This window comes from Bradyrhizobium sp. CCBAU 11357 (genome assembly GCF_028128865.1).
GTDB lineage: Bacteria > Pseudomonadota > Alphaproteobacteria > Rhizobiales > Xanthobacteraceae > Bradyrhizobium.
This window is the reverse complement of record NZ_LBJW01000104.1, coordinates 135982-162085: the sequence shown is the minus strand read 5'-3', so window position 1 is coordinate 162085 and position 26104 is coordinate 135982. Positions and strand designations below refer to the sequence as shown.

Here is a 26104-nt window from a genome sequence, read left to right as displayed (position 1 = left end):
TTCCCGCGAGCGCGGCGGAAATTAAGTGCTGCAATGAAGCCCGCGAGGGAAAAGAAATTATCCTCCGCGCGCGCCAGGCAGCAGATTCCTTAATGATGTGACCAGTTCTGCCGCAAATGCCGGTTTGACCGGCATCAATTGCATCCGAAACGAGGTTGATTATTGGTCTCAATGGCGTAGATCACACACCCGAAATCCTCCGCCATGGCAAATGGTGACCGCCCCGTTTCAGGGCCGGGCAACGGTTTTGCCCTAAAACCGCAGCTATTCGGAATATCGAAAATCATGAGCGCGTTTTACCGAGAGAAGGTTCTTTCCGTCCACCACTGGACCGACACGCTGTTCAGCTTCCGCGCCACGCGCGATACCGGTTTCCGGTTCCAGAACGGCCAGTTCGCCATGATCGGCCTCGAGGTCGATGGCCGGCCGCTGCTGCGCGCCTACAGCATGGCGAGCGCCAACCACGAGGAAGAGCTCGAGTTCTTCTCGATCAAGGTGCAGGACGGTCCGCTGACCTCGCGCCTGCAGAAGATCAAGGAAGGCGACACCATCCTGGTCGGCCGCAAGGCGACCGGCACGCTGATCACCGACAATTTGCTTCCCGGCAAGCGGCTGATGCTGCTCTCCACCGGCACCGGCCTTGCGCCCTTCGCCAGCCTGATCAAGGACCCCGAGGTCTATGACCAGTTCGAGTCCATCGTGCTGGTGCATGGCTGCCGCCAGGTCTCCGAGCTCGCCTATGGCGAGAAGCTGGTTGCGACCCTGCGCGAGGATGAGCTGTTCGGCGAGCTGCTCGCGGACAAGCTCATCTACTACCCGACCGTGACCCGGGAGCCGTTCCGGAATCGCGGCCGCATCACCGATCTGATCAGCTCCGAGCAGATCTTCAACGACATCGGGCAAGGCCCGCTCGACATCGCAACCGACCGCATCATGATGTGCGGCAGCCCGGCGATGCTCGAAGAGCTGAAGGCGATGTTCGAGAGCCGCGACTTCGTCGAAGGCAGCGGCAACAAGCCCGGCCATTTCGTGATCGAGAAGGCCTTCGTCGAGCGCTGAGCGCCACGCCATCGTGCCCCGGACGCAGCGCAGCGCCGCTTCGGCGTTGCGCCGCAGAGCCGGGGCCCATCTCTCCGCATCGCTTGGCGTTGCATTTTGGGTCCCGGGTCTGCGCTTGCGCTTGCCCGGGACACTGCTTGGTTGCGGCCGCTTGCCGCCTAACCCGTCCCCCTGCTGCGCTGCAAAACCAGTCCATCCGGCTGATTGATTTGTCTCGACCGAATTCGCTAGCCTGAAACAAGGGCGGCGTCATATCCGTATGACAAGCGCGGGCGTATCGTGACGCCTTCTGCTGGCGAGAGGATCGGAAACGTGGCCGACGACAACAAGACGCATGCATCCCCGAAACGCCTGCCGCTGGCGGAGGAGGGGATCATGGAAACCCTGCTGCTGCCCTTCTCGCCGCGCTTCATCGTGCTGACGATCTGCGCGGTGGTCACCGCGCTCCTGATCGGCATCGGCATCGCCGACCGCAAGATCTTCGACATCCTGTTGATTCCGATCCTGATCTTCGGCGCGCTGACCCTGCTCGGCGTCCGCGATCTCCTGCAGAAGAGCCACGCGGTGCTGCGCAATTATCCGATTTCCGCGCATATCCGCTTCCTGCTCGAAGAGATCCGGCCCGAGATGCGGCAATATTTCTTCGAGAGCGAGAAGGACGGCATGCCGTTCTCGCGCGACACCCGCGCGGTGGTCTATCAGCGCGCCAAGATGGAGCTCGACAAGCGCCCGTTCGGCACCCAGGAGGACGTCTATCGCGAGGGCTACGAGTGGATGCATCACTCGGTCTCGCCGAAGGCGCATGCCACGGAGAAATTCCGTGTCGTGATCGGTGGACCGGATTGCGCAAGGCCCTATTCGGCCTCGGTGTTCAACATCTCGGCGATGAGCTTCGGCGCGCTCAGCCCGAATGCGGTGCGGGCACTGAATGCCGGTGCCAGGCAGGGCGGCTTCGCGCACGACACCGGCGAGGGCGGCGTCAGCCCCTATCACCGCGAGATGGGCGGCGACATCATCTGGGAGATCGGCTCCGGCTATTTCGGTTGCCGTCATCTCGACGGCAGCTTCGATCCCGAAGCGTTCGCGCGCGCCGCCGGCGACGACCAGATCAAAATGGTCGAGCTCAAGATCAGCCAGGGTGCCAAGCCCGGCCATGGCGGCGTGCTGCCGGCGGCCAAGGTCTCCGAGGAGATCTCCAAGATCCGCGGCGTCGCGATGGGCGAGGACTGCATCTCGCCGGCCTCGCATCGCGCCTTCTCCACGCCTGTGGGCATGATGCAGTTCATCGCCGAGATGCGCCGCCTCTCAGGCGGCAAGCCGGCCGGCTTCAAGCTGTGCATCGGCCATCCCTGGGAGTTCCTGGCGATCTGCAAGGCGATGCTTCAGACCGGCATCTATCCCGACTTCATCGTCGTCGACGGCAATGAGGGCGGCACCGGTGCGGCGCCGCTGGAGTTCATGGATCATTTGGGCATGCCGATGCGCGAGGGCGTCAATTTCGTCCACAACGCGCTGGTCGGCATCAATGCGCGCGACCGCATCAAGATCGGCGCGTCCGGCAAGATCGCCACCGCCTTCGACATGGCACGCGCCATGGCGATCGGCGCCGATTGGTGCAATTCGGCGCGCGGTTTCATGTTCTCGCTCGGCTGCATCCAGTCGTTGAGCTGCCACACCGACCGCTGCCCGACCGGGGTGGCAACGCAGGACCCGACGCGGGCGCGCGCGCTCTACGTGCCGCTCAAGATCGATCGCGTGCACAATTATCACCACGCCACGCTGCATTCGCTGACCGAGCTCATCGCCGCGGCCGGCCTCGAACATCCGCAGCAGCTGCGGCCGATCCATTTCAGCCAACGGACGTCGACGACCCAGGTGAAGTCCTTCGCGCAGCTCTATCCGGCGCTGCGTCCGGGCGAGCTGCTCGAAGGCACGGAAGACCCGCGGTTCCGCGACGCCTGGCAGATGGCGCGCGCCGAGACGTTCCAGCCGGCGCTGTGAGATGCCGGCCGCCGCTGCCGCAGGCCAGGGCCGTCAAATTGCCGAGAGCGGAGGGTGGGTGTAACGTCTGGTTCAACTTTGGGTGTAGATTCGCCCCATGGACGAGCGACGCGACAAAGCCAGACATCGCGTGCTGAAGGCCGGAACGATCGAGTTCGGCGGCGGCGCGATCGACTGCACCGTCCGCAATCTCTCCGACACCGGCGCCGCACTCGACGTCACCAGTCCCGTCGGCATTCCCGATCATTTCACCCTGTTCGTTCAGGCCGACGGCAGGCATCTGCGCTGCACCGTGGTCTGGCGCAAGGAAAAGCGGATCGGGGTGCGGTTCGGGTGAGGCGCGCTCACGCCGCCGCCTGCTCGCCCAGCCGGCTGGCCAAAATCTTGTCGATCCGACGCCCGTCGAGATCGACCACCTCGATGTGCCAGCCGCCGAAATCGAAGGCGTCGCCGACATTGGGCAGCATGCTGAACTGTTGCAGCACGAGGCCTGCCACGGTGTTGTAGCGATGCGGCGGCAGCTCGATGCCGAGCAGCTCGCCGAACTCGTCGACCGGCATCCAGCCGGAGATCAAGAGCGAGTCGTCGTCGCGCCTGATGAAGGCCGGCTCGGGCGGTCCCTCCTCGGAATGAAAGGCGCCGACGATCGACTCGAGGATGTCGGCGGCCGTCACCATGCCTTCGAATGCGCCGTATTCGTCGTAGACGAGCCCGACGTGAACGGGCGCCGCTTTCAGGATGGTCAGCACGTCGCGCGCATCTGCCGACACCGGGATGCCGGGCGCCTCGCGCACGAGCGCGCGTAAGTCCGGGTTACGTTCGTTCATGTAGGCGACCAGCAGGTCCTTGGCCTGGAGCACGCCGATCGGCTTGTCGCGGTCGCCGTCGGAGACGGGAAAGCGCGAATGCGGGCTCTTGGCAATGATCTCCTGGACGGCGGCGGGATCGTCGTTCAGGTCGATCTCGTCGACCTCGGTGCGCGGCGTCATGACCGCGCCGACCGGCCGGTCGCCGAGCCGCATCACGCCGGCGATCATCTCCTTCTCGCCGGGCTCGAGCACGCCGGCGCTCTCGGCCTCGCTGACGAGGTGATGGATCTCGTCCTCCGAGACCTTCTCCTCGGCCTTGCCGCCGCGGCCGAGCAGCGCGAGGATCAGCTTGCCGGAGACGTCGAGCAGAAAGACCAGCGGCAGCGATATTTTCGCAAGCGCGTGCATCGCCGGCGCGACCCGCACCGCGATGCTTTCGGGGTCGCGCAGCGCCACCTGCTTCGGCACCAGCTCGCCGACGATCAGGGTGGCGTAGGTGATGAGCGTGACCACGATGCCGACGCCGACGATCTCGGCGATGCCCGGAGACAGACCGAGCTCGAGCAGCCATTGCGTCAGCCGCTGCCCGAGCGTGGCGCCGGAGAACGCGCCGGAGAGCACGCCGACCAGTGTGATGCCGATCTGCACCGTGGACAGGAACTTGCCGGGATCGGCCGCCAGCGTCAGCGCCCGCTCGGCGCCGCGCACGCCCTTGGCCGCGAGCAGCGACAGCCGTGCCGGACGGGACGAGACCACGGCCAGCTCGGACATCGAGAGCAGGCCGTTGATGACGATCAGGACGACGACGATGACGAGTTCGAGCGAGAGCATTGACGTTCCGGAGGTAAGCAAGTGTGACCGGGGTGCCGGCGCAAGCCATTGATATAGGTATTCGGTGCGGAAGTGCTGGCGATTCTGCGCGTTGGTCGGGCAAAGGGAACCGGTACGCGACAGCGTGCTAAGGGGTCCCGCGACGACCTGACACCCCGCGGAACTACGGATCGTTGCTTAACGAGGCCTTAGTGGCCGGCGGCTAGTTTTCGCTCTTGCAGAAATAATATTCGGGGATCTGAGGATGCGGATCGGGAAGCTATTCGCGCTGTCGATGCTGACGGTGACGGTGTTTGCAGTCATTCTCGGCGCCGAGGTGCTGATTCCTCAGACGCGCATCTTCACGAACCGCTCCGACGCGATCAAGACGGTGGAAGCGTTCGGTGCGATGCTAACGGTGAGCCAGCACGTCGCTGGCCTACGTGCGCCCTACATCACCCCTATCTTCCAGGAAGGCGCGGCAACGCAGGCGCAGACCGAAGCTGCCGGGAAGGCGGCGAAAGCGGCCGATGCCGGATTCGAGGCCGCAAGGCGCGCGCTCATGACGGTCGATGACGGCGCCGCGATGATCGAAACCCTGGATCGCGCTGCCCGTCGGCTCAAGGACGTTTACACGGCGGCAGATCGCGCAATGAGCGTTCCCCTCGCGGCGCGCGACAGCGCTGTGGTCAAGGGCTTCCTGCCTGCCGTTGCCGAGGTTATCAGCAACATCGAGCCCGTCATGAACCGGCTCGAAGGACAGGTCGTCAATGCCGATTCCTCGCTCGCCGCGCTCTTGAGCCTGGCGCGAACGGCGCAGGACCTGCGCGTTTCGGCCGGCAGCCGCGCCGCCACATTGTCGCCGGCGCTGTCCGCACGCCGCCCCCTGGTGGCGGCCGAATTCGCGCTGATGGATCGCATGCAGGGACGCGTCGAAGCCGACCGTGAGCGCATCGAAGCCGGCATGGAGCAGCTCGGCAATCCGCCCCGGATCGCCACGACGCTGAAGGCCGCGACGGAATCCTATTTTGGAAAAGCAGCCTCGGTCGTGGAGAAGGAGATGCCTGCGGCGAAGAGCGACGGCAAGTACGGCATCACCGCCGACGAGCTGGCGAAGGTCATCGTCCCGGCCATCCAGATGTTCTACGGCGTGCGCGACGCTGCGCTGGCGGAAGCCGCCGAGCGTGCCTCGGCCGCGCGCGACGGCGCGCTGGCGATGCTCGCGCTCGCCGGAATCGCCGTGCTGGCCCTGCTCGGCACGCTCGGTGGCGTGACCATCATGCTGCGCAGGCGCGTGGTGGCGCCGCTCGGCCGGATCGCCGACGTGATCGGAGCGCTCGCAGTAGGGCAGCACGAGGTCGAGATTCCCGCGACGGGCCGCAGCGACGAGATCGGCCAGGTCGCCGGCTCGCTCCAGCATTTCAAGGATTCGCTGCTCGCCAAGAAGTCCGCCGAGGAGGCGGCCGCGACCGAAGCGGAAGCGAAGCTGAAGCGCAGCCAGCGCATGGATCAGATCGCGCGCGAGTTCGAAGCCATGATCGGCGACGTCATCAGCACCGTCTCGTCGGCATCCTCCGAGCTGGAAGCCTCAGCGGGAACGCTGACGAGCTCGGCCGATCAATCGGAAAAGGTCACGGCGACCGTCGCTGCCGCCTCCGAGCAGGCCTCCGCCAACGTGCAGACCGTTGCCGCCGCGGCCGAGGAGATGGCCTCGTCGGTCGACGAGATCAGCCGCCAGGTTCAGGACTCCGCGCGCATCGCCGGCGAGGCCGTGCAGCAGGCGGGGCGGACCAACGAGCATGTCGGCGAGCTCGCCAGGGCCGCAGGCCGGATCGGCGACGTCGTCGAGCTCATCAGCCAGATCGCGGGCCAGACCAATCTTCTGGCGCTCAATGCCACCATCGAGGCGGCGCGCGCCGGCGAGGCCGGTCGCGGCTTCGCCGTCGTCGCCTCCGAGGTCAAGGCGCTGGCCGAGCAGACCGCCAAGGCCACCGGCGAGATCAGCCAGCAGATCGCAGGGATCCAGGCCGCCACCGAAGACTCCGTCGGCGCCATCAAGTCGATCGGCGATACCATCTCCCGCATGTCCGAGATCGCGTCCGCAATCGCCGCGGCGGTCGAAGAGCAGGGCGCTGCGACGCGCGAGATCTCCCGCAACGTGCAGCAGGCCGCGCGCGGCACCCAGCAGGTCTCCGCCAGCATCGTCGACGTGCAGCGTGGCGCGAGCCAAACCGGATCAGCCTCCTCCAACGTGCTCGCATCGGCAAGGTCGCTCTCGGGCGAAAGCAGCCGGCTAAAGGTCGAGGTCGGAAAATTCCTCGACGCGATCCGCGCGGCGTAGGCCGTCGCGATATCAGGATTGATCGCTGCAACGGAGGTGCGCTCCCTCTCCCGCTTGCGGGTCGCAAGCGGGAGAGGTGAAACGGCCACCATCTGAGTTCATCTCGCCTGAGCCACAGCTCAGAACTCCCCGTGCAGCCGTCCCGAAAACACCGACACCGGTCCGCGGTCCGCGTTGTAGGCCGGGTTGACGATGAGCTGATAGTCGGCGGTGAGGGTGATGTTCTTGTTCACCGCATAGGCGTAGTAGGTTTCGAGGATGCGTTCCTTGCGGTAGTTCAGCGCGCCGTCGCCGACGAGGACACCGAGGCCGCCGGCGGCTAGGAAGTCGCGATAATCCTGCGAGATCGCGTTGATCGCGCCGCCGACGCCGATCACGTCGTCCGGCCGGCCCCATCTCGTGCCCTTGATCGACAAGCCCGCGGACAGGCTGCGATGAATGTCGGTGAAGGCCAGCGTTTCGAACCGGCCGTCGTTCCAGCTCCAGCGGCCGAACAGCCCGACATCGTCGGTGATCGCCTGCTCGAGGTTGAGCACATAGCCGTACTTCAGGCGTCCGCGCCGGGTCTGCGCGATGTCGAGATTGAGCGCGGGATTGTTCAGCGTCTCGCGGAAGCTGCCCATATTGGCGCTGTCGACCCAGCCGATGGTCCTGAGCTTGCCGGGCTGGCCCAGCAGCGAGAAGCGCGTCTCGAGTTCGAGCACGTACTGGCCGCGCTCGCCGACCCTGGTGTCGAAATGATTCGAATTGGATTCCGACACCATCAGGAAATAGCCGCCGCGGAGCGCCCATTGCTTCTGGTTGAGCTCGGCGGTGACGCCGTAGGTGAGACCGACCTTGTCGGCGGAATAGTCGAAGGCGCCGGGCGCCCAGAGCGACCAGTTCATGAAATCCCTGCGGGTGTCCTTGGCATAGGCATTGCCGTCGAACACGTCGACCACGGGGAACTTGCCGGCCTGCAAGGTGAGGCGCGACACGTCGACCTTCTGTCCCAGCTGCAGCTGGCTGCTCGCCAGCTCTTCCTGCTCGCCGCCGAAGCCGAAGGTCTGGCGCACGAACAGGCGCGAGGTGTTGTAGTGCGGGTAGGGGAAGTTCGACTTCTGCGCTTCGCCGTTCGGGAAGCCGGCCGCACCGACCGTGTCGTTGAGCCCAAATCCCTGCAGCAGCTCGGGATTGTAATAGACCTCGCCGCCGTCCCACAGCCGCGCGTTCAGGAACAGGCTGTTGCTCCACGTCGCCTTGGCCTGTCGCGACGGCGACAGCGAGTTCGGTCCGGTATAGAGCGCGGGGAACGATGGATAGCCTTGCGGCAGATAGGTGCTCTGGCCGTGGATCTCCCAGCGATCCGATTCCGTGTCGATCAGGGAGCTCTTCGGGTTATAGCCCGGCATGCCCGGCCAATCGACCTTGCGGTTGAGGCCGAGCCTGACCTGCTGGAAGTCGAGCGACGAGGATGTGTATTGCGCGCCCGTGGAGAAGGCGACGTTGGCACTATCGAAGCGGCTGTAGAGATATTCGAGCCGCGCGCTCCAATGCGGCGCGAAACCGTATTCGACGCCGGCGCCGGCAGTCCAGCCGGGCCGCGTATTCAGGATTTTCGGGATTTCGGCGCCGGAAGCCGGCGCGTCGAAATAGCGTTCGCCCATCCAGGCAAAGCCGCCGGTGGCATAGACGAGCCACGGACCGCTGGTGTAGCCGACGCGCCCGCGCAGGCTCGCGGTGTAGTCCCATTGCTGCGTGACGGTGTTGGCGGGCGTCGCCAGGAACGAGACGATCGAATTCGACGTGATGTAGTTGGGAAACGTAAAATCGCCTTCGACGCCGACCAGCCAGCCGGAGTTGAGGCGGTAATTGTAGCCCGCCTGCACGCCGCCGATCATGCCGCTGAAGACGCCGCTGCCGCTGAGTGCGGTGCCGTCGTTCAGCGCAAAATGCGACGAGCCGTGGCCGTAGCCGGCATGCGCGCCGATATAGAGGCCGGTCCAGTCATAGACCGCTCTCAAGGCCGGCGCCTTCAGCGGCAGATCGGCCGCGCGGCCGGCAGTCGGAAAAGCCAGAACGCCCGTGGCAATCGCCGCAGCCGTTCGCAAGCACCGGTGTTTGTGACATCTCCACGCCAAAACGCACGCCCCCAAACGCGAATGTGTCCCACCCGCCGCAATATCCCTGCCGGGTCGCGGCGATTCTGTCATCAGCCTCAGTGACTGAGGCGACCGGCCGAGTGATCTCGATTTGCCCCGACTTCGTCCCAAGTTCCTGAACCTGCGGCAAACCTTATTGCGATTAATTCGCAATAGCAACTGATGCGCATGGCCGCAGAGGAGAGTTCGCACCGCTGTGTGACGCGGCTGCAACAAATTTCGCAGGGCTCAAAAAGGATGACCCCGCCCGGGGGGACAGCCGGGCGGGGTCGGGGGCACGACACGGGGTGGATGAGGCGCCCGTGTCGGACGCAGGATCCACGTGAAGATCGGCCTCAGGTACTCAGATCAGTAGCAGGTGCGAACGCGGCCGACGTACTGGCCGAAGGCGTTGTACTGCGCGACCCAGCCGCAGCGGTGATAGCCGTGGTAATAGGGATCGTTGCTGGCGGCGATCGCGGAGCCGACGACGGCGGCTGTGGCGATGCCGGCGCCGACACCCCAGACCCAGCCGGGCTGCTTGGCTTCGGCCGAGGTGGTGGTGGACGCGATGCTGCCGGTGACGGCGAGAGCAGCGAGAGCTGCGGCGGCAATCTTGGTCTTGATCGACATGTGAAACTCCATCCGGGTTGAGGCGGTCCGTTGTGGCCCGCGTGCCCAGTTGGACGGAGGCACGCCGTGTCCGGTTCGAAAGCGCATCTGGCGCTGCCGGAAACCCGTCATTTCTCGAATGGTTTCAGTTGGATGCGGGCTAGCCGAGGGGCCCCTTGGCGAGCCTGTTCACGTCGAAGTTATCGACCTCTCCCAGCAGCTCGCAAAAGGCGCGTGCGCCTTGATCGAGCAACTGCTCGCCCTTCGCTGGCTCAGCCAGCGTCGCGTTGCCGACTGCGCCGCTGGCGTTGAGATCCTGCGCCTGCCAGGCGAACGGCGCCGGCCGCTGCGTCGACAGCCAGCGATATTGCTGCTCCATCGCGATGCTGCTCGCGGGAAAATCAGCGATCGCATCCTTGCGCACCTGATCAGGATAGCGCGCCAGCATGATCGAGGTCTCGACCGCGCCGCCGTGAATGCCGTGGCGCACTTCATCGGCCGGGAACAATGTGTCCGCGCCCGAGAGCCGCGACCACGACGTCGTCACCACGAAGAGCTTTTGATGCGCGCGAAGGTCCTGCGCAACCAGCATCATGGCCGCGCCATTGCCGCCATGGCTGGTGACGATGACGAGCTTCTTCACGCCGCGGCGTGCAACCTCCTCGCCGATCCCAGTCCATTTCTTCAGCGCCATTTCGGTCGGCAGCGTCTGCGTGCCCGGATAGTCGATATGCTCGGTGGAAATGCCGACCCGTTCGACCGGGAGGAAGCTCGCCGCAATGCTCGCGGGCAACAGCTCGCGCACACGGGCCAGATAAGCGTCCGCGATCAGCACGTCCGTCGTCAGTGGCAGATGCGGGCCGTGCTGCTCGGTTGCCGCCAGCGGCAGCACCGCGATCCAGCGCGACACCTCGCCCGGGCTCGCATGAGCCCAGTCGATGTCGATCCAGTCGCGGGAGGGCGTCATCGAGGTTTCCTTGCCCGAATTTGTCACGTAATTTGCGCTATGAGGGGATGCGGGCCCGGCCGGCTCGCATCCCCTGATGTCATGCGGTTTTATCGCGTTGCATTCACTTGAACCAGAGACGATTGGATCAGCCAGAGTCGACGGAGTGCCATCATGCCCCCCTTTCATCTGCGGCGAGCGTTAATTGCAGGCTTGTTGGCCGCTGTCGCCTCCTTTGCGCCGGCGCGCGCCCAAACGCTCGACAAGGTCACCTTCGGCACCAACTGGGTCGCCGAGGCCGAGCATGGCGGCTTCTTCCAGGCGGTCGCCGACGGCACCTACAAGAAATACGGTCTCGACGTCACCATCGTCCCCGGCGGTCCCAACGAGAACAACCGGATGCTGCTGATTGCCGGCAAGATCGATTTCTTCATGGCCGCGAACACGCTGATGTCGTTCGATGCGGTCGCCAACAACGTTCCCGTCGTCAGCATCGCCGCGGTGTTCCAGAAGGATCCGCAGGTGATGCTGACGCAGCCCGACGCCAAGGTCGCCAAGATCGAGGATCTCAAGCCGCTGACGCTGTTCGTCTCCAAGGAAGGCATGACCAGCTATTTCCAGTGGTTGAAGTCCGAATACGGCTTCAGCGAGAAGAACGTCCGCCCTTATAATTTCAATCCGCAGCCCTTCATCGCCAATCCCAAGAGCGCCATGCAGGGTTACGTCACCTCCGAGCCGTTCGCGGTGGAGAAGGCCGCCGGCTTCAAGCCCAACGTGCTGCTGCTCGCCGATTACGGCTTCAACACCTATTCGACCCTGATCGAAACCCGCCGTGAGATCGTCGAGAAGAAGCCCGACCTGGTGCAGCGCTTCGTCGATGCCTCCATGATCGGCTGGTACAATTACATCTACCGCGACAATTCCGCCGGCAATGCCCTGATCAAGCAGCTCAACCCGGAGATGACCGACGATCTCTTGGCCTATTCCGTCGCCAAGATGAAAGAGCACGGCATCGTCGATTCCGGCGACAGCTTGAAGAACGGCATCGGTGCGATGAGCGACGAGCGCTATGCCTCCTTCTTCAACAAGATGGTCAAGGCCGGCGTCGTGAAGGCGGATCTCGACTTCCGCAAATCCTACACGCTGCGCTTCGTCAACAAGGGCGTCGGCGTCGAGCTGCGCCCGAACAAGCCGTAGATGCTGAGATCAGGCACGGCGGTGCGGCTGGGGCCCACCTCTCCCGAAGGGAGAGGTCGCATCGCATCGTCAGATGCGGTGCGGGTGAGGGGTTACGCTCTCTCGTGGGACCTGAGGCCCCTCACCCGGCGCTGCGCGCCGACCTCTCCCCGTTGGGGAGAGTTGAAAGACGCGGCGCGACCGAGCCTCACAAAGACCAGCGATCGATGGTAGCGAGCTCAACGCCACCCGCCGTCGAGCCCAGTCTGGCCGCTCTCGCCGTCAGCCTGCGCGGCGTGACCAAAACTTACGACAACGGCGTGATGGCGCTCGGCCCGTTCGATCTTGCGGTCCGCAAGGGCGAGTTCATCTCGCTGCTGGGCCCGTCCGGCTGCGGCAAATCGACGGTGTTGCGGCTGATCGCCGAGCTCAGCGCGCCGTCGTCGGGCACGGTGCGGGTGGCACGGCACGAGGGCGTGCCGCAGCCGGGTCACGGCATCGGCTTCGTGTTCCAGGAGCCCACCCTGATGCCCTGGGCCAACGTCCGTGAGAACGTGCGGCTGCCGCTGAAGCTCGGCGGCGTGCCGAAGGCGGAAGGGCGCGCGCGTGCCGACGCGGCACTGGCGAGTGTCGGCCTTGCCGATTTCGCCGATGCCTTTCCGCGCGAGCTCTCCGGCGGCATGAAGATGCGGGTGTCGCTGGCGCGCGCGCTCGTCACCGATCCCGATATCCTCCTCATGGACGAGCCGTTCGCCGCGCTCGACGAGATCACGCGCTTCCGCCTCAACAACGATCTGCTGGCGCTGTGGCGGTCCCTGCGCAAGACCGTCATCTTCGTCACCCATTCGGTGTTCGAATCCGTCTATCTGTCGCAGCGCGTCGTGGTCATGACGGCGCGGCCCGGCCGCATCCAGGCCGACATCCGCATCGAGACGGTCGAGCCGCGGGCTGAGGAGTTTCGCACCTCGGCGGCCTATTCCGACTATTGCCGACGCGTGTCCGCCGCGCTGGCGCCGTCCTATTCGGAGCGGTCGACGCTATGAGCGCGCAAGCTCCCGTGCCGGCAAAATCCTCTGGCGCGCAACGCGCGATGCGCTTCGTGCTGCCGGTCATCGTCTTCGCGGCCGGCCTCCTTGCCTGGGAACTCGTGGTCCGCATCAAGGAGATCCCGCCCTACGTGCTGCCGGCGCCCTCAGTCATCGTGCTGACGCTGATCAAGGACTGGGCGGTGCTGTCGCAATCGCTGGCGACCACGCTTGCAACCACGCTCGAAGGTTTTGTCGCCGCCAGCATCGGCGGCATCGCGCTGGCGCTGCTGTTCAACCAGTCGAAATGGGTGGAATATTCGCTGTTCCCCTATGCCATCGTGCTCCAGGTGACGCCTGTGATCGCGATCGCGCCGCTCTTGCTGATCTATCTGGAGCAGCAGACCGCGGTGGTCGTCTGCGCCTTCATCGTCGCATTCTTCCCGGTGCTGTCGAACACCACGCTCGGGCTGAACTCGGTGGACCGCAATTTGGCCGGCTTGTTCCAGCTCTATGGCGCATCAAGGCCGCAAACCCTGCGTTTCCTCAAGCTGCCGGCGGCGCTGCCCTATATCCTCGGCGGCCTGCGCATCGCCGGCGGCCTGTCGCTGATCGGCGCCGTCGTGGCCGAGATCGCGGCCGGAACGGCCGGCGCCGGCTCCGGGCTCGCCTACAGGATCGCCGAATCGGGCTATCGCTTGAACATACCCCGCATGTTCGCAAGCCTGCTTCTGTTGTCGCTGGCCGGGATTGTCATCTATGGGGTGCTGGCGCTAGTTTCCCACCTCGTTTTACGGCGCTGGCATGAGAGCGCGCTTGGAAAGGAAAACTGATGGCTGCCGGTTCGATTTCGTCCGAAAAGATCGACCTTCTGATCTATGGGCCGGTGCGGCCGATCCTCGAGAACGGCTTTTCCGATCATTTCGTCGTGCACAAGGCGGAGACGCGCGGCGATCTCGAGCGCCTGACGCCGGCGGTCCGCGACAGGATCCGCGGCGTCGCGGTGACCTACCATACCGTGCGCGCGGACAAGAATTCGCTGTCGCAGCTGCCGAAGCTGGAAATGGTGGCGAGCTTCGGTGTCGGCTACGACCACATCGACGCCAAATATGCCGCCGAGCACAACATCGTCGTCACCAACACGCCCGACGTCTTGACCGAGGAGGTCGCCGACGTTGCGATGGGCCTTCTGATCTCGACCTTGCGCGAGTTCATCAAGGCCGACCGCTATGTCCGCTCCGGGCTGTGGCAGACCCAGAACTATCCGCTCAGCGTCGGCTCGCTGCGCGACCGCAAGGTCGGCATCGTCGGCATGGGCCGAATCGGTCAGGCCATCGCGCGCCGGCTCGATGCCTCGCTGGTGCCGGTGGTCTACCACTCGCGCAACCCCTCCAAGGACGTCGCCTACAAGCACTACCCTGATCTGATCGAGATGGCGAAAGCTGTCGATACGCTGATGGTGATCGTGCCGGGCGGTGCCTCGACCGAAAAGATGATCAATGCCGAGGTGCTCAAGGCGCTCGGCCCGCGCGGCGTGCTGGTCAACGTCGCGCGCGGCTCGGTGGTCGACGAGCCCGCGCTGATCCAGGCGCTGAAATCCGGCACCATTCTCGCCGCCGGCCTCGACGTGTTCGCGGCCGAGCCGAACGTGCCCGACGAGCTCAAGTCCATGCAGAACGTCGTGCTGCTGCCGCATATCGGCTCGGCCTCGGTGGTGACGCGCAACGCCATGGACCAGCTCGTGGTCGACAATCTCAAGTCCTGGTTCGCCGGCAAGGCGCCGCTGACGCCGGTTGCGGAAACGCCGGTCGGGGGGCGCTGATGATCGCTCGTCGCCTTCTCGCATTTGCCGTCGCGGCCTTTGTGGCCGCGACCGGCATCGCGCGTGCGCAGGATGCGACGAGCCTGAAGAAGCAGATGCCCGGACAGTGGGAGCTCTCGACCACCGAGCGCAGCAAGACCTGCGTCGTCACGCTGAGGGGTGACGCCGCTGGCCAGGGCTTCAAGCTGGAGCTGGAGCCGGCCTGCAAGACCGCGCTGCCCTTCACCAAGGACATCGTCGCCTGGAGCGTGAAGGGCCTCGACATCGTGCGCCTGCAGGATGCGACCGGCGAAGCCGTGATCGATTTCACCGAGGTCGAGGCCGGCATCTTCGAGGGCCTGCGCCAGGGCGAGGGCGTCTACATCCTGCAGGATCTCGCCGCCGCGCGCTCGATGGCGAAGTCGATGGACCAGATGATCGGCGACTGGTCGATGGTGCGCGGCAACGGCCAGCCGATCTGCGGGCTGACGCTGACCAACACCGAAGCGGGCCCGGACAATTTCCAGGTCTTCCTCAAGCCGAGATGCGACGCCGCGATCGCGCAGTTCAACCCGACGCAATGGCGGCTCGAGCGCGGCCAGATCATCCTGATGTCGAAATCAGGCGACGCCTGGCAGTTCGAGGCCGACGACAACGCCCAGTGGCGCCGTGTCCCCGACACCGCCGATCCCCTGATCATGCTGCGCCAGTAGGCATTTGCTCGATGCGAGCTCGGTCACCTCTCCCGCTTGCGGGAGAGGTCGCGCCGAAGGCGCGGGTCAGGGCTTTCTCCTCTAGGGGGTTCTCGATTGTGGAGACACCCTCTCCCCAGCCCTCCCCCGCAAGCGGGGGAGGGAGCGCACCTTCTCCTGGAGAAGCATCCCGAGCCCGATCTCCCTGCGTCCCTACGTCGTCACCTTCGGCGGCGGCGCGGTGCCTTGCGCCCATTTCTCCATCTTGCCGAGCACGCCCCAGACGGCGAGCGCGAGCGAGATCGGCATTGCGAACTGGCCAAGGCCGGGCACGGCAGACACGATGGTTCCGAGCAGCCCGGCAAGGCCTCCCGCATTCGGGCTTGCCGTCACCGAGGAGAGCAGGGCGGTGATCAGCGAGCCGCCGATGCCGAGCGCGGTCTTCTTGCCGTCGAGCAGCTTGCCGATGGTCTCGCCGAGCGCGCCATTGACCTGGCCGAGCATCGGCTTGCCGCCGCCGTTGTTGAGCAGGGTGCTGAGCAAATCGACGACCTGTTTCAGCTGATCGACGGGGGCGGGGCTCATCGGGGCGACGGGTCCGGGCATGGGTGCTGTCCTGTTGATGAGGGAGAACAGCCGTTCGAACAGGCTGACGGGATCGTTGGTGGCAGGCAATGTGTTGCTCGGCACGATCGCCGGCAGCGTCCCGCCGCTTGCCGGCGGTCGCAGCACTTGTGTGAGATCTTCCAGCCGCTTCAGGATCTGCGAGAGGTCGCCGTTCTGCCCGGCCGGGCCCGGCTGCTGCATCGCGCGCGTGATGGCGGCGACCGTGGCAGCGTCGAGCAGCCCGGTGTCCCTCAGGCCGTTCTGCTGCTGAAACAGCGAGACGGCGGCCCTGGTCTTCGGTCCGCTGATGCCGTCCTCGGCGAGCGGCGGATTGGCGCCGAGCTTGTTCAGCGCCTGCTGCATCAGAATGACCGTCGAGGCCACCTCATCCTCGGGCTCGGTGCGACCGGCGAATTGCGGGCCGTCGTCGAGCGCGATCGACGAATCCAGCGCCATCATGGCATGCAGGATCACCGCCGTGCCGAGCTGGGCATCGACATGACCGGGATCGAACACATGGTCGCGGACGAATTTTCCGGCTCTTGCTTCCGGCGGGCCGTACAGGGTCGAGCCGCCATAGAGATAGGGCGAATTGACGCCCTTGGAATGATAGCCGAAGCCGTTGAACGCTTCGAGCCGGAACAGCATCCGCGCGATGCCCCAATCCCGCGAACCGATGAAGTTCTCGATTCTGAACGCGTCCACGGCGCCGTCCACGAAGGTGGCGAACGGGCCGCGCCCCTTCGGAACGATCGTCGTTGTGCGATGAAGCGTTTCGCCGTTGCCCAGATAGGTGTCGAAATCGAAGTTGGATTCACGGTAGTGGCACAGCGCGGTGAAGTACCAGGGCACGCCGGTCAGCCGCTCGATCTGCTGATAGGTCGCCTTGCCGTTGAGCGCCTTGCGGGCGATGGCATTCGCCTCGGCAAGGCGTGCCGGCCGGATTTCGAGACCGGCCCAATTCCGCTCGTATTCGTTCTTGAAACTCTCGAATGAGATCATCTTCCGCTCCCGCAAATTGATTGAATGATCGACTTGCCGTGCAAACCAGAGTGAGCCGGCGTCGTGATCGGTGCCTGGCTCCAGCGTGATCTGCCAGAAAGTCTGGCAGGTCATCGGCGCGGCGCATGTGAAATGGCTTACAGCTTGGGCGGGAAATCTCGGTTGAACCATGGAGAGGCCGCCACCGCTCCGGGAACCGGCGCGGCCATCCCTCCGTTAGCAAGGTGAGACGGTCCGGCAAGGAGTGTCCTGCATGGCCAAGCGCGTCCTCGCGATCGGCATCGAACCCGGCAATGCGGACTACAGCGCATTCCCGCAGCTCACGCCCGAGCATGTCCGCGGATACATCGAGGCGCAGCTGCTCCGTTTGCGCGGCCTCGGTTTCGAGGTCACGAGCTGTCTAATCGATCTCGATGCGACCGCCGAGGCCGCCGTCACGGCGGCGCTGCGCGACGAGCGCTTCGACTGCATCGTGATCGGCGCCGGCCTGCGCGAGCAGAAGGAGCGGCTGTTGCTGTTCGAGAAGGTGCTCAACCTCGTCCATCGCCTCGCGCCCGACGCCGCGATCTGCTTCAACACCACGCCCGCCGACACCGCCGAGGCGGTGCAGCGCTGGGTGGAGCCGTGACGGGATCGGCTCGGGCGGGCCAAGGATCGCTGATTTCGAACTTTTTCTACGTCTTGAGCGACCAAGACGGAATGGTTCAAACTCGATCGGGCTTTGACATGAAATTCGTTGCCCTGGCCTTTTCGTGCCTTCTGCTATTCGCGATGCCCGCCAGCGCGAATGACACCCGCACCTTCAATGCGATGGTGGCGTTGGCCAATCGCGGAGATGCGGAGGCGCAATATCATGTCGGCATGATGCACAATAACGGCATCGGCACACCGCAGGATCGCAGCCAGGCATTCGAGTGGTTTCAAAAATCGGCCGCGGCCAACGATCCGCTCGGCGCCTATAAGCTCGGCTGTTATTATGACGGGCAGGGCGTGGGCGTCGTCGCAACCGATCCGGATCAAGCATTGAAATACAAGCTTGTGTCCGCCAAGGCCGGTTACGCGCGTGCCCAGCACGATGTCGCTCTCATGTACGACCGGCAAGGCAATTCAGAAGAAGCGCTGAAATGGTGGAGGCTGGCAGGCGACCAGGGCCTCCCTAGCGCCCTCTTCAGCCTGTCCCGCGCATATTCTGCAGGAAAGGGCACGCCGAGGGATCTGTCGCTGTCGTATGCCTATTTCAAGCTCTCGAAGGTGGCGCCGGCCAGGAATGTCAACGAGATGGCTTCCATGTTGTCCAAGCTGGAGCTCGAGAAGGCCGAGAAAATGGTTGCCGAATGGAAGCCGCAACCGACCGCTCTGACGCTCAAGGCATTCGCCGGCATCACGGCCGCAGAAGAGCACTTGAAAGCAGCCAAAAGCCAGATGTTCTGATCTGGCCTCAAGCGGAATGGCTTTAGGTTGATCAATGCCGCGGTCTCGGTTCACCTCTCCCGCTTGCGGGAGAGGTCGGCGCGTCCGGGCGATGCGAAGCATCGTCCCGCGCGCCGGGTGAGGGCTTTTTCCTCTTGGGGATTGTCCCATTGCGGAAACATCCTCTCCCCGACCCTCTCCGGCAAGCGGGAGAGGGAGTGCGCCTCCGTCTAGGTCTTCGCTGCTGCCTCCGGCATGATCTGCAGCAGCGGCTCCGGCTTGATCGAGACCTGACCGGCGAATGGCCGGTCGTGTGCGGCAATTAGCAGGACGGAGGTGGCCACCCCCGTCGCGAACAGGCCCATCGCGATCGCCGATCCCAGCCGGTTGTCGCAATGAACGAGGCCGATCACCAGCAATGCGCAGGCGGCTTGGAGGTACAGGCACCACCATTTGACGGGATTGAACGCGGCGAGGCTGACGATGATCCGCTGCCGCCGCGCATCCAGCGCCTGCTCCAGCGCGGCGATGAGCTCGCGTTGCACATTCGCCTGCCCCGTGCCTTGCGGCGTCATCGTGATGACGAGCTGCAGGGCATCGGCGAGCGCCGGCGGCGTCACTTTCAGCGATGCCTCCTGATGCGCCATCATCGGCCATTCCACCGCGACAGCCTGCCCGACATAGTCGCGCACCAGGCCGCGCAGCTTCGTCTCCTGCTCCGCCGGCAGGCCGCCAGCCAGCAGCACGGCGCTGCGCAGCGCACTGGCCTCGCGGCTTACCGCGGCACTGGCGCGATCGCTGTCACCCCAGACCTGCGCTGCGGTGAAGGCGACGAACAGGCCGAAGATGATGCCGAGCACGGGCAGCATGCCCGGCGAGATCGCTTTGAGCGATTTGGCACGCTCCTCCGTTGCGACAAGCGCGATGCCTGCGAAGATCGCCGCGGCCAGAAGATAGGTGAATCCGAAGATCACCAGCGCCATGAAGGGCACCGGCAGATTGTGCAGCCAGTCGCTCATCGTTCCCTTGTCATCTGATTTGAGACTCTAGATCAGCCGCAGTCCGCGCAAACTCGCATGCCCGTTCTTGCCGACGATGATGTGATCATGCACGGCAATCCCCAGCGGTTTTGCGATGTCGATGATCGCCTTCGTCATCTGGATGTCGGCCTGCGAGGGCGAGGGATCGCCGCTGGGGTGGTTGTGCACCAGGATTAGCGCGGTCGCCGATAATTCCAGCGCGCGCTTGATCACCTCGCGCGGATAGACTGGAGTGTGGTCGACCGTGCCGGTCTGCTGCACCTCGTCGGCGATCAGCTGGTTGCGCTTGTCGAGGAAAAGCAGGCGAAATTGCTCCTTGTCGGCAAACGCCATGCTGGTGCGGCAATAGGCGATCACCTCGTTCCAGGACGACAGCGCATTGCGGCTGTTGACCTCGCCCTTGGCGACGCGATGCGCCGCCGCGGCAATCAGCTTGAGCTGGTTGATCGCGGACTCGCCGACCCCCTCGACCTCGCGCAGGCGCGCCACCGGCGCATGCACGACCTCGGCGAACGAGCCGAAGGTCTTGATCAGCGTTTTCGCCAGCGGCTTGGTGTCGCGCCGCGGCAGCGCGGCAAACAGCGCCATCTCCAGCAATTCGTAATCGCTCAGCGCATCCGCGCCCGCGCTGTAGAAGCGCTCGCGCAGCCGCTCGCGATGGCCGAGATAGTGCGGCGTCTCGTCAGGCTTGCTCTTGTCGTGGTCCGGCTTGGCGGGCATCGGCCGCCAGCATTGCCGGGGACCGGCGTTTTTGCAACCGTCAATTGCGGGAGCGGCCGCGCGTCATACGACAGCGCCCCAGCTCACCCGATCTGCTTCTCGCCGTGCCGCTCCGACAGCGTGAAGATCTCGACACCCGTCGCGGTGACGCCGACCGAGTGCTCGAATTGCGCCGACAGTGAGCGGTCGCGCGTCACCGCGGTCCAGCCGTCGGAGAGGATCTTCACATGCGGCTTGCCGAGATTGATCATCGGCTCGATGGTGAAGAACATGCCGGGCTTGAGCTGCACGCCTTCGCCTGGCCGGCCGATATGGATGATGTTCGGCTCGTCGTGGAACATGCGGCCGAGGCCATGGCCGCAGAAGTCGCGCACCACGCTCATGCCCTGCGGCTCGACGAAGCTCTGGATGGCATGCCCGATGTCGCCGGTGGTGGCGCCGGGCTTCACCGCGGCGATGCCGCGCATCATCGCTTCATAGGTCACCTCGATCAGCCGCTCGGCCTTGCGCGCGATTGGGCCGATCGCATACATCCGGCTGGAATCGCCATACCAGCCGTCGACGATGAAGGTGACGTCGATGTTGACGATGTCGCCCTCCTTCAGCGGACGGTCGCCGGGCATGCCGTGGCAGACCACGTGGTTGAGCGAGGTGCAGGTCGAGTAGCGGTAGCCGCGATACATCAGCGTCGCCGGATAGGCGCCATGGTCGAAGGCGAAGTCGCGGACGAATTCGTCAATTCTGGAGGTCGGCACGCCGGGCCCGACGATGTCGGTGAGCTCGTCCAGGCACTTGGCCACCAGCGCGCCGGCCTTGCGCATGCCGGCAAAGGCGGCGGGCCCGTGCAGCTTGATCTGTCCGGTCTTGCGCAGGGAGGTCTCGGTGGCGTCGACGTAGCTCATGCGTGTCAGGTCTTCTCGGGCTGATCTCGATGTCGGTGGAAAGGCTTGATTTCAGGCCCCAATTTAATGATTGGCAGGCTTCATGCAAGCCGAGGGGCCAGCCTCGGAGGCGAAAGTGACCTAATTCGGGACTTCTACGGCGGTTTCCACCGGCAGGGCGCCGCCGCGGATGCGGATTTCGCGGACGGGATAGGGAACCCGGATGCCCTCGCGCTTGAAGGCGTCCCACAGCTCCAGCATCACGTCGCTCTTGACCTTGTCCATGCCGTCGGGGTCGGCGATCCAGAAGGTCAGCGAGAACTTCATCCCGGCTTCCGCGAACTCGGTCAGGAGACAGGTCGGCGGCTTGCCTTTTTGCGCGCGCGGATGGGCTTCCGCGGTCTCGGCGGCGAGCTTGCAGACCAATTTCGGGTCGGCGTCGTAATTGGTGCCGAAGGCGATCTTCACCAGCGTGTTCTTGTCGGTATAGGTCCAGTTGACGACCTTCTGCGTCACCAGATCCTCGTTCGGCACCAGGAATTCGCGGCCGTCGCCGGCGGCGACGGAAATATAGCGCGTCTTCATCGCGCTGATCCGCCCGGTATTGTCCCCGATGGTGACGAGGTCGCCCGGCTTCACCGATTTGTCGGCGAGCAGGATGATCCCCGAGATGAAGTTGGCCACGATCTTCTGCAGGCCGATACCGATACCGACGCCGACCGCGCCGGAGAACACCGCGAGTGCCGACAGGTCGATCCCGACCGCGCCGAGCGCGATCACGATCGCGACCGTGAGCAGCCCGATGCGGATGATCTTGACCAGCAGCACCTGCACCGACGGCGTCAGGTCGGTGGTCGAGTTGATCCGGCTCTCGGCGAAATTGCTGGCGATGTTGGTGAGCCAGAGCGCGATCAGCAGCAGCGCGCCGGCCTTGAGCGCCAGGAGCGGGGTCAGCCTGAGGCCGCCGAGCACGATGGCGAAGGAATCCAGTAGGTCGACCGTCGCATCGAGCTGGCCGACGATGGAGAGCGCGGCGACGAACCAGGCCGTGATCGACACCAGCTTGACGATGAAGGCGTTGCGCAGCACCGAGGTCACGAGCCGGATCACCAGCCAGGCGAACCCCAGCTTGGCTGCGACCATCAGGAGATAGGAGCGGCTCGGCCAGGTCGCGTGATACATCACCACGCGCGAGACGATCACGAGCAGCGTGAACACCGCCGTCGAGGCGCTGGCGACCATCACCCGAACGAAGTGTCGCAGCGGCAGCGGCCAGCGCATCGCCAGCGAGGCCAGGTCGACACGGCTGCGAATGCCGGCCTCCGCGGCATAGGCGATGCCGGCCGCTGCCAGGATGAGGCCGAATTGCAGGTAGAACCAGGGTGAGGAGATTTCCGCCCCGACGCTGCGTGCGGTGGTCTGCACGAACTCCATGAAGTCTTTGAGGTCCATGTCCATCGGTCTCGTCGGCAAGCGGGCAGGAATTGATTCGAGGGCAGGGCGCGGCCGGGCCATCGATACACCGTGAAGTGATGCGCGTTAAGGCCGTAAAATACGGGCAGATTGCCGCGAAGAGCGAAAATGGGTTGGCGCGCGAGTCCGCCGACGATAAGGATGAAATTCCAGCGATTTTTTACCCGGAAGGTGGATGGCTTCCCTCGACTCCGTCAGTCTCGCCATATTGCTCGGCGCCGTCCTCGTCATGGCCGGCATCCTCTCGAGCCTGCTTGCGCTGCGCTTCGGCGCGCCCTTGCTGCTCGTCTTCCTGGTCATCGGCATGCTCGCCGGCGATTCCGGCCCCGGTCAGCTCCAGTTCGACGACGTCCGCACCACCTATCTGGTCGGCTCCGTCGCGCTCGCCCTGATCCTGTTCGACGGCGGCCTGCGCACGCGCTTTGCCAGCATCCGCACCGTGCTCGCCCCGTCCCTCGTGCTCGCGACCGTCGGCGTGCTGCTGACCGCGCTGGTCACGGCGCCGTTCGCCAAATACACGCTCGACCTCAACTGGGCGGAGTCGCTGCTGGTGGGCGCCGTGGTGGCCTCGACCGACGCGGCCGCCGTGTTCCTCCTGGTGCACACCCAGGGCCTGCGCCTGCGCCCGCGCGTCGGCGCGACGCTGGAGGCGGAATCCGGCACCAACGATCCCTTCGCGATCTTCCTCACTTTGATGCTGGTGGAATACATCTCGGTCGGCTCGAGCTCGGCCGGCCACGTGCTGATGGAGTTCGTGCTGGAGGCGGCGCTGGGCGCCGTCGTCGGCGTGTTCGGCGGCCGCCTCGTCGTCATCGCGCTCAACAAGGTCGCCCTGCCGCAGGGCCTGCATGCGCCCTTCGTGACCACGGGCGCGCTCGTGATCTTCGGCGGCTCGCAGATCATGCACGCCTCCGGCTTCCTCGCCGTCTATCTCGCCGGCATCATCATCGGCAACCGGCCGACCCGCGCGCATAATTCGGTGGTGACCTTCCTGGACGCCGCGACCTGGCTGGCTCAGATCGTGATGTTCGTGCTGCTCGGCCTTCTGGTCTCGCCGAGCCGGCTGGGGGCCAGCGTGCTGCCGGCGGTCGCCGTCGCGCTCGTCCTGATGCTGGTGGCGCGGCCGCTCGCGGTGTTCGTGTGCCTGTCGCCGTTCCGCTTCAACTGGCGCGAGAAGATCTTCATCGCCTGGACCGGCCTGCGCGGCGCGGTCGCGATCTTCCTGGCCTCGATCCCGATGCTGGTCGGCCTGTCCAAGGCCTATCTCTATTTCGACGTCGCCTTCGTCGTCGTCATCATCTCGCTCCTGCTGCAGGGCTGGACCCTGGCGCCGGCTGCCCGCAAGCTGCACGTGGCGCTGCCGCGCGCCGAGCGCGGCCCGCGCCGCGTCGAGCTCGATCTGCCCGGCCAGCTCGAGCAGCAGCTGGTCGGCTATCCGGTGCGGCCCAAGAGCCTGTATTTCCGCCGCGGCCTGATCCCGTCCTGGTCCAAGCCGACGCTCGTCATCCGCAACGAGAACATCCTGACGCCGACGGAAGCCGACCCGATCGCGCCGGGCGACTACATCTATCTGCTGGCGCCGCCGGAAAAGGCCGAGTCGCTCGACCGCTTCTTCGTCGACATGCAGCCGAGCACCGCGCCCGATCCGCATCTGCTCGGCGACTTCATGGTCTCCGGCGAGCACACGCTCGCCGAGCTCGCCGAGATCTACGGCGTCAAGGTGAGCGAGGACGAGAGCAAGCTCACGCTCGCCGATTATTTCGACGTCCATCTCGATCGCGCGCCGAAGGAGGGCGCCGAGCTCGCGCTGGACGAGATCGTGCTGGTCGCCCGCAGCATCTCCGGCGGCCGCGTCAACGTCGTCGGCCTGCGCCTGCCGGAGGATGACGAGACGCCGCCGCCGCCGACACGCACCCAGGCGCTGCGGAAGAAACTCGCCGAGCTGTGGTCCTCGGTGGCGGGGGTCTGACGCTGCCGTAGGGTGGGCAAAGGCGCCCTTGCGCCGTGCCCACCAGCAGGCAAGACGTGGGCACGGCGCGCGAGGAGCGCGCCTTTGCCCACCCTACGAAGGTGGGGCAGGACAAAGCCAGCCGAGGACGCGTCATTGCGAGGAGCTCTTGCGACGAAGCAATCCAGACTGCCGCCGCAGATAGTCTCTGGATTGCTTCGCTACGCTCGCAATGACGGGGATGGGCCACGGGCCCTCACGTCAGCACCTTCACCCCGCCCAATGACGTGACCCGCCCCTGCTTCAGCATCACGATCTGCGTCGCGAGCTGGCGCAGCTCGGCGACGTCGTGGCTGACATAGACCATGGGCACATTGGCTTCGTCGCGCAGCCGCACGAGATAGGGCAGGATCTCGAGCTTGCGGCCCTCGTCGAGCGCGCCGAGCGGCTCGTCGAGCAGCAACAGGCGCGGCTTCGACAGCAGCGCGCGGCCGAGCGCGACGCGCTGGCGCTCGCCGCCGGACAGCTTCCCGGGACGGCGATCCCTGAGCGCGCCGATGTCGAGCAACTCGATGATGCGCTTGTGCTGCGCCGGATCGGGCGCAAGTCCGTTCATGCGCCGCCCATAGTCGAGGTTCTGCGCCACGCTCAGATGCGGAAACAGCCGCGCATCCTGGAACACGTAGCCGATGCGGCGGCGGTAAGTGGGCACGTGAATGCCGGCGGCGGTGTCGTCGACGGTCTCGCCGTCGATCGCGATGGTGCCGCGATCGGGCCGCAGCAGCCCGGCGATCATGTTGACCAGCGAGCTCTTGCCGGCGCCCGAGGCGCCGAACAGCCCGATGACGCGCCCCTCGCTGCTGAAGGATGCGGAGAGCGAGAATTCGCCGAGCTGTTTTTCGACGTCGACGCGCAGCATGGTCAATTCCCGTGCAGCCGCTGCGTGGCGCGGCGGGCGAACCATTCGGCCGCGATCAGCGCGCCGATCGCGAGCACGATCGAGACGATCACGAGCCTTCCCGCAGCGGCATCGCCGTCGGGCGTCTGGATCAGCGAATAGATCGCCGACGAAATCGTCTGGGTCTCGCCGGGAATGTTGGAGACGAAGGTGATGGTGGCGCCGAACTCGCCGATCGCCTTGGCAAAGCCCAGCACCATGCCGGCGAGCACGCCCGGCAGCGCCAGCGGCAGCGTCACCGTGAAGAACACTTTCCACGGCGCTGCGCCGAGCGTCTCGGCGGCCTGCTCGAGCCGGCGATCGATCGCCTCGATCGACAGCCGCATCGGGCGGACGAGAAGCGGAAACGCCATCACGCCGCAGGCGAGCGCAGCACCGGTCCAGCGGAACGCGAAGACGATGCCGAGATGGTCGGCGAGAAAGCCGCCAATGAGACCTCTGCGGCCGAAGCTGAGCAGCAGCAGATAGCCGGTGACCACGGGCGGCAGCACCAGCGGCAGGTGCACCAAGGCGTCCAGTATCGACTTGCCCCAGAATTCGCGTCGCGCGAGCAGCCACGCCAGCGCGATGCCGAACGGCGTCGCGACCAGCGTGGCGATGACGGCGACCCTGAGCGAAAGCAGGATCGCCGTCCATTCGGCGGCAGAGATCTCGAACATCAAGTCGTCATATCG

General features: G+C 65.3%; 23 protein-coding genes. 12 read left to right on the top strand and 11 right to left on the bottom strand.

Going from position 1 to position 26104, the window contains the following annotated elements; all coding sequences use genetic code 11:
* The first annotated feature begins 285 nt into the window (after positions 1-285).
* The 3 genes from XI05_RS22620 (at position 286) to XI05_RS22610 (ending at position 3397) form a co-directional block, all read left to right on the top strand.
* Positions 286-1059 (top strand): ferredoxin--NADP reductase, encoded by a 774-nt coding sequence (locus XI05_RS22620; RefSeq protein WP_212259409.1) that lies wholly within the window; start codon positions 286-288, stop codon positions 1057-1059.
* 312 nt (positions 1060-1371) lie between these two features.
* Positions 1372-3060 carry an FMN-binding glutamate synthase family protein gene (locus XI05_RS22615; RefSeq protein WP_442869307.1) on the top strand — a complete coding sequence of 563 codons (1689 nt, stop codon included), beginning with the start codon at positions 1372-1374 and terminating at the stop codon, positions 3058-3060.
* Positions 3061-3157: 97 nt separating this feature from the next.
* Complete coding sequence (locus XI05_RS22610) at positions 3158-3397, top strand: PilZ domain-containing protein (RefSeq protein WP_172786626.1); 240 nt, start codon at positions 3158-3160, stop codon at positions 3395-3397.
* Positions 3398-3404: 7 nt separating this feature from the next.
* Here the strand turns inward: XI05_RS22610 and XI05_RS22605 are convergent, their stop codons facing one another.
* The gene (locus XI05_RS22605) at positions 3405-4700 is read right to left on the bottom strand and encodes a hemolysin family protein (protein WP_271505738.1); all 1296 of its coding nucleotides are present in this window, start codon (positions 4698-4700) and stop codon (positions 3405-3407) included.
* Between the two features lie 244 nt (positions 4701-4944).
* Between XI05_RS22605 and XI05_RS22600 the strand changes: the two genes are divergently transcribed.
* Positions 4945-7020 (top strand): methyl-accepting chemotaxis protein, encoded by a 2076-nt coding sequence (locus XI05_RS22600; protein WP_271505735.1) that lies wholly within the window; start codon positions 4945-4947, stop codon positions 7018-7020.
* A gap of 119 nt (positions 7021-7139) precedes the next feature.
* On the opposite strand, the gene XI05_RS22595 is transcribed toward XI05_RS22600, so the two are convergent.
* The 3 genes from XI05_RS22595 to XI05_RS22585 all read right to left on the bottom strand — a co-directional run bounded on the left by XI05_RS22595 (position 7140) and on the right by XI05_RS22585 (position 10719).
* Positions 7140-9110: a carbohydrate porin gene (locus tag XI05_RS22595; protein ID WP_271505732.1), complete on the bottom strand. Its 1971-nt coding sequence runs from the start codon at positions 9108-9110 to the stop codon at positions 7140-7142.
* Between the two features lie 399 nt (positions 9111-9509).
* Positions 9510-9773 carry a hypothetical protein gene (locus XI05_RS22590; RefSeq protein WP_036045494.1) on the bottom strand — a complete coding sequence of 88 codons (264 nt, stop codon included), beginning with the start codon at positions 9771-9773 and terminating at the stop codon, positions 9510-9512.
* 139 nt (positions 9774-9912) lie between these two features.
* Complete coding sequence (locus XI05_RS22585; protein ID WP_271505729.1) at positions 9913-10719, bottom strand: creatininase family protein; 807 nt, start codon at positions 10717-10719, stop codon at positions 9913-9915.
* Positions 10720-10872: 153 nt separating this feature from the next.
* Between XI05_RS22585 and XI05_RS22580 the strand changes: the two genes are divergently transcribed.
* The 5 genes from XI05_RS22580 to XI05_RS22560 all read left to right on the top strand — a co-directional run bounded on the left by XI05_RS22580 (position 10873) and on the right by XI05_RS22560 (position 15413).
* Complete coding sequence (locus XI05_RS22580; protein WP_172786632.1) at positions 10873-11895, top strand: ABC transporter substrate-binding protein; 1023 nt, start codon at positions 10873-10875, stop codon at positions 11893-11895.
* 206 nt (positions 11896-12101) lie between these two features.
* Positions 12102-12917 carry an ABC transporter ATP-binding protein gene (locus XI05_RS22575; protein ID WP_271505727.1) on the top strand — a complete coding sequence of 272 codons (816 nt, stop codon included), beginning with the start codon at positions 12102-12104 and terminating at the stop codon, positions 12915-12917.
* Positions 12914-13732 (top strand): ABC transporter permease, encoded by an 819-nt coding sequence (locus XI05_RS22570; RefSeq protein WP_271505724.1) that lies wholly within the window; start codon positions 12914-12916, stop codon positions 13730-13732. Before XI05_RS22575 ends, XI05_RS22570 begins: the two co-directional genes overlap by 4 nt.
* The gene (locus XI05_RS22565) at positions 13732-14721 is read left to right on the top strand and encodes a 2-hydroxyacid dehydrogenase (RefSeq protein ID WP_271505721.1); all 990 of its coding nucleotides are present in this window, start codon (positions 13732-13734) and stop codon (positions 14719-14721) included. Before XI05_RS22570 ends, XI05_RS22565 begins: the two co-directional genes overlap by 1 nt.
* Positions 14721-15413: an AprI/Inh family metalloprotease inhibitor gene (locus tag XI05_RS22560; protein WP_271505719.1), complete on the top strand. Its 693-nt coding sequence runs from the start codon at positions 14721-14723 to the stop codon at positions 15411-15413. The genes XI05_RS22565 and XI05_RS22560 overlap by 1 nt, the downstream gene beginning before the upstream one ends.
* 192 nt (positions 15414-15605) lie before the next feature.
* On the opposite strand, the gene XI05_RS22555 is transcribed toward XI05_RS22560, so the two are convergent.
* Positions 15606-17000: a peptidoglycan-binding protein gene (locus XI05_RS22555; RefSeq protein WP_271505717.1), complete on the bottom strand. Its 1395-nt coding sequence runs from the start codon at positions 16998-17000 to the stop codon at positions 15606-15608.
* A 253-nt stretch (positions 17001-17253) separates the two neighbouring features.
* Here XI05_RS22555 and XI05_RS22550 point away from each other — a divergent pair, with 253 nt between their 5' ends.
* Together XI05_RS22550 and XI05_RS22545 are read left to right on the top strand one after the other, a co-directional pair.
* The gene (locus XI05_RS22550) at positions 17254-17628 is read left to right on the top strand and encodes a hypothetical protein (RefSeq protein WP_271505716.1); all 375 of its coding nucleotides are present in this window, start codon (positions 17254-17256) and stop codon (positions 17626-17628) included.
* Positions 17629-17726: 98 nt separating this feature from the next.
* On the top strand, positions 17727-18431 hold the full coding sequence (locus XI05_RS22545) for a tetratricopeptide repeat protein (protein WP_271505714.1): 705 nt from the start codon (positions 17727-17729) through the stop codon (positions 18429-18431).
* Between the two features lie 209 nt (positions 18432-18640).
* Here XI05_RS22545 and XI05_RS22540 read toward each other — a convergent pair whose 3' ends face one another.
* From XI05_RS22540 to XI05_RS22525, 4 genes are all read right to left on the bottom strand, one after another.
* A complete protein-coding gene (locus XI05_RS22540; RefSeq protein ID WP_271505712.1) occupies positions 18641-19429 on the bottom strand; it encodes a bestrophin-like domain in 789 nt (262 codons plus the stop codon).
* A gap of 27 nt (positions 19430-19456) precedes the next feature.
* Entirely contained in the window at positions 19457-20170 is a 714-nt protein-coding gene (gene radC / locus XI05_RS22535) for a RadC family protein (protein ID WP_271505709.1), read from the bottom strand.
* A gap of 83 nt (positions 20171-20253) precedes the next feature.
* Positions 20254-21072 (bottom strand): type I methionyl aminopeptidase, encoded by an 819-nt coding sequence (gene map / locus XI05_RS22530; protein ID WP_271505707.1) that lies wholly within the window; start codon positions 21070-21072, stop codon positions 20254-20256.
* Between the two features lie 120 nt (positions 21073-21192).
* A complete protein-coding gene (locus tag XI05_RS22525; RefSeq protein WP_271505704.1) occupies positions 21193-22509 on the bottom strand; it encodes a mechanosensitive ion channel family protein in 1317 nt (438 codons plus the stop codon).
* Between the two features lie 190 nt (positions 22510-22699).
* Here XI05_RS22525 and XI05_RS22520 point away from each other — a divergent pair, with 190 nt between their 5' ends.
* Positions 22700-24493: a potassium/proton antiporter gene (locus XI05_RS22520; RefSeq protein ID WP_212259422.1), complete on the top strand. Its 1794-nt coding sequence runs from the start codon at positions 22700-22702 to the stop codon at positions 24491-24493.
* Positions 24494-24728: 235 nt separating this feature from the next.
* Here XI05_RS22520 and modC read toward each other — a convergent pair whose 3' ends face one another.
* Both modC and modB read right to left on the bottom strand, forming a co-directional pair.
* A complete protein-coding gene (gene modC / locus XI05_RS22515) occupies positions 24729-25391 on the bottom strand; it encodes a molybdenum ABC transporter ATP-binding protein (RefSeq protein ID WP_271505701.1) in 663 nt (220 codons plus the stop codon).
* A 2-nt stretch (positions 25392-25393) separates the two neighbouring features.
* Positions 25394-26089 (bottom strand): molybdate ABC transporter permease subunit, encoded by a 696-nt coding sequence (gene modB / locus XI05_RS22510; RefSeq protein WP_271505699.1) that lies wholly within the window; start codon positions 26087-26089, stop codon positions 25394-25396.
* Positions 26090-26104 lie beyond the last annotated feature (15 nt).

Excerpts from the sequence above, each read along its gene's own strand:
- XI05_RS22565 (WP_271505721.1), top strand. The coding sequence starts at position 13,732 with ATGGCTGCCGGTTCGATTTCGTCCGAAAAGATCGACCTTCTGATCTAT.
- XI05_RS22605 (WP_271505738.1), bottom strand. The coding sequence starts at position 4,700 with ATGCTCTCGCTCGAACTCGTCATCGTCGTCGTCCTGATCGTCATCAAC.
- XI05_RS22600 (WP_271505735.1), top strand. The coding sequence starts at position 4,945 with ATGCGGATCGGGAAGCTATTCGCGCTGTCGATGCTGACGGTGACGGTG.
- XI05_RS22555 (WP_271505717.1), bottom strand. The coding sequence starts at position 17,000 with ATGATCTCATTCGAGAGTTTCAAGAACGAATACGAGCGGAATTGGGCC.
- modC (WP_271505701.1), bottom strand. The coding sequence starts at position 25,391 with ATGCTGCGCGTCGACGTCGAAAAACAGCTCGGCGAATTCTCGCTCTCC.
- XI05_RS22520 (WP_212259422.1), top strand. The coding sequence starts at position 22,700 with ATGGCTTCCCTCGACTCCGTCAGTCTCGCCATATTGCTCGGCGCCGTC.
- XI05_RS22610 (WP_172786626.1), top strand. The coding sequence starts at position 3,158 with ATGGACGAGCGACGCGACAAAGCCAGACATCGCGTGCTGAAGGCCGGA.
- XI05_RS22570 (WP_271505724.1), top strand. The coding sequence starts at position 12,914 with ATGAGCGCGCAAGCTCCCGTGCCGGCAAAATCCTCTGGCGCGCAACGC.
- XI05_RS22590 (WP_036045494.1), bottom strand. The coding sequence starts at position 9,773 with ATGTCGATCAAGACCAAGATTGCCGCCGCAGCTCTCGCTGCTCTCGCC.
- XI05_RS22585 (WP_271505729.1), bottom strand. The coding sequence starts at position 10,719 with ATGACGCCCTCCCGCGACTGGATCGACATCGACTGGGCTCATGCGAGC.
- modB (WP_271505699.1), bottom strand. The coding sequence starts at position 26,089 with ATGTTCGAGATCTCTGCCGCCGAATGGACGGCGATCCTGCTTTCGCTC.
- XI05_RS22620 (WP_212259409.1), top strand. The coding sequence starts at position 286 with ATGAGCGCGTTTTACCGAGAGAAGGTTCTTTCCGTCCACCACTGGACC.
- XI05_RS22525 (WP_271505704.1), bottom strand. The coding sequence starts at position 22,509 with ATGGACATGGACCTCAAAGACTTCATGGAGTTCGTGCAGACCACCGCA.
- radC (WP_271505709.1), bottom strand. The coding sequence starts at position 20,170 with ATGCCCGCCAAGCCGGACCACGACAAGAGCAAGCCTGACGAGACGCCG.
- XI05_RS22575 (WP_271505727.1), top strand. The coding sequence starts at position 12,102 with ATGGTAGCGAGCTCAACGCCACCCGCCGTCGAGCCCAGTCTGGCCGCT.
- XI05_RS22540 (WP_271505712.1), bottom strand. The coding sequence starts at position 19,429 with ATGAGCGACTGGCTGCACAATCTGCCGGTGCCCTTCATGGCGCTGGTG.
- XI05_RS22550 (WP_271505716.1), top strand. The coding sequence starts at position 17,254 with ATGGCCAAGCGCGTCCTCGCGATCGGCATCGAACCCGGCAATGCGGAC.
- XI05_RS22545 (WP_271505714.1), top strand. The coding sequence starts at position 17,727 with ATGAAATTCGTTGCCCTGGCCTTTTCGTGCCTTCTGCTATTCGCGATG.
- XI05_RS22560 (WP_271505719.1), top strand. The coding sequence starts at position 14,721 with ATGATCGCTCGTCGCCTTCTCGCATTTGCCGTCGCGGCCTTTGTGGCC.
- map (WP_271505707.1), bottom strand. The coding sequence starts at position 21,072 with ATGAGCTACGTCGACGCCACCGAGACCTCCCTGCGCAAGACCGGACAG.
- XI05_RS22580 (WP_172786632.1), top strand. The coding sequence starts at position 10,873 with ATGCCCCCCTTTCATCTGCGGCGAGCGTTAATTGCAGGCTTGTTGGCC.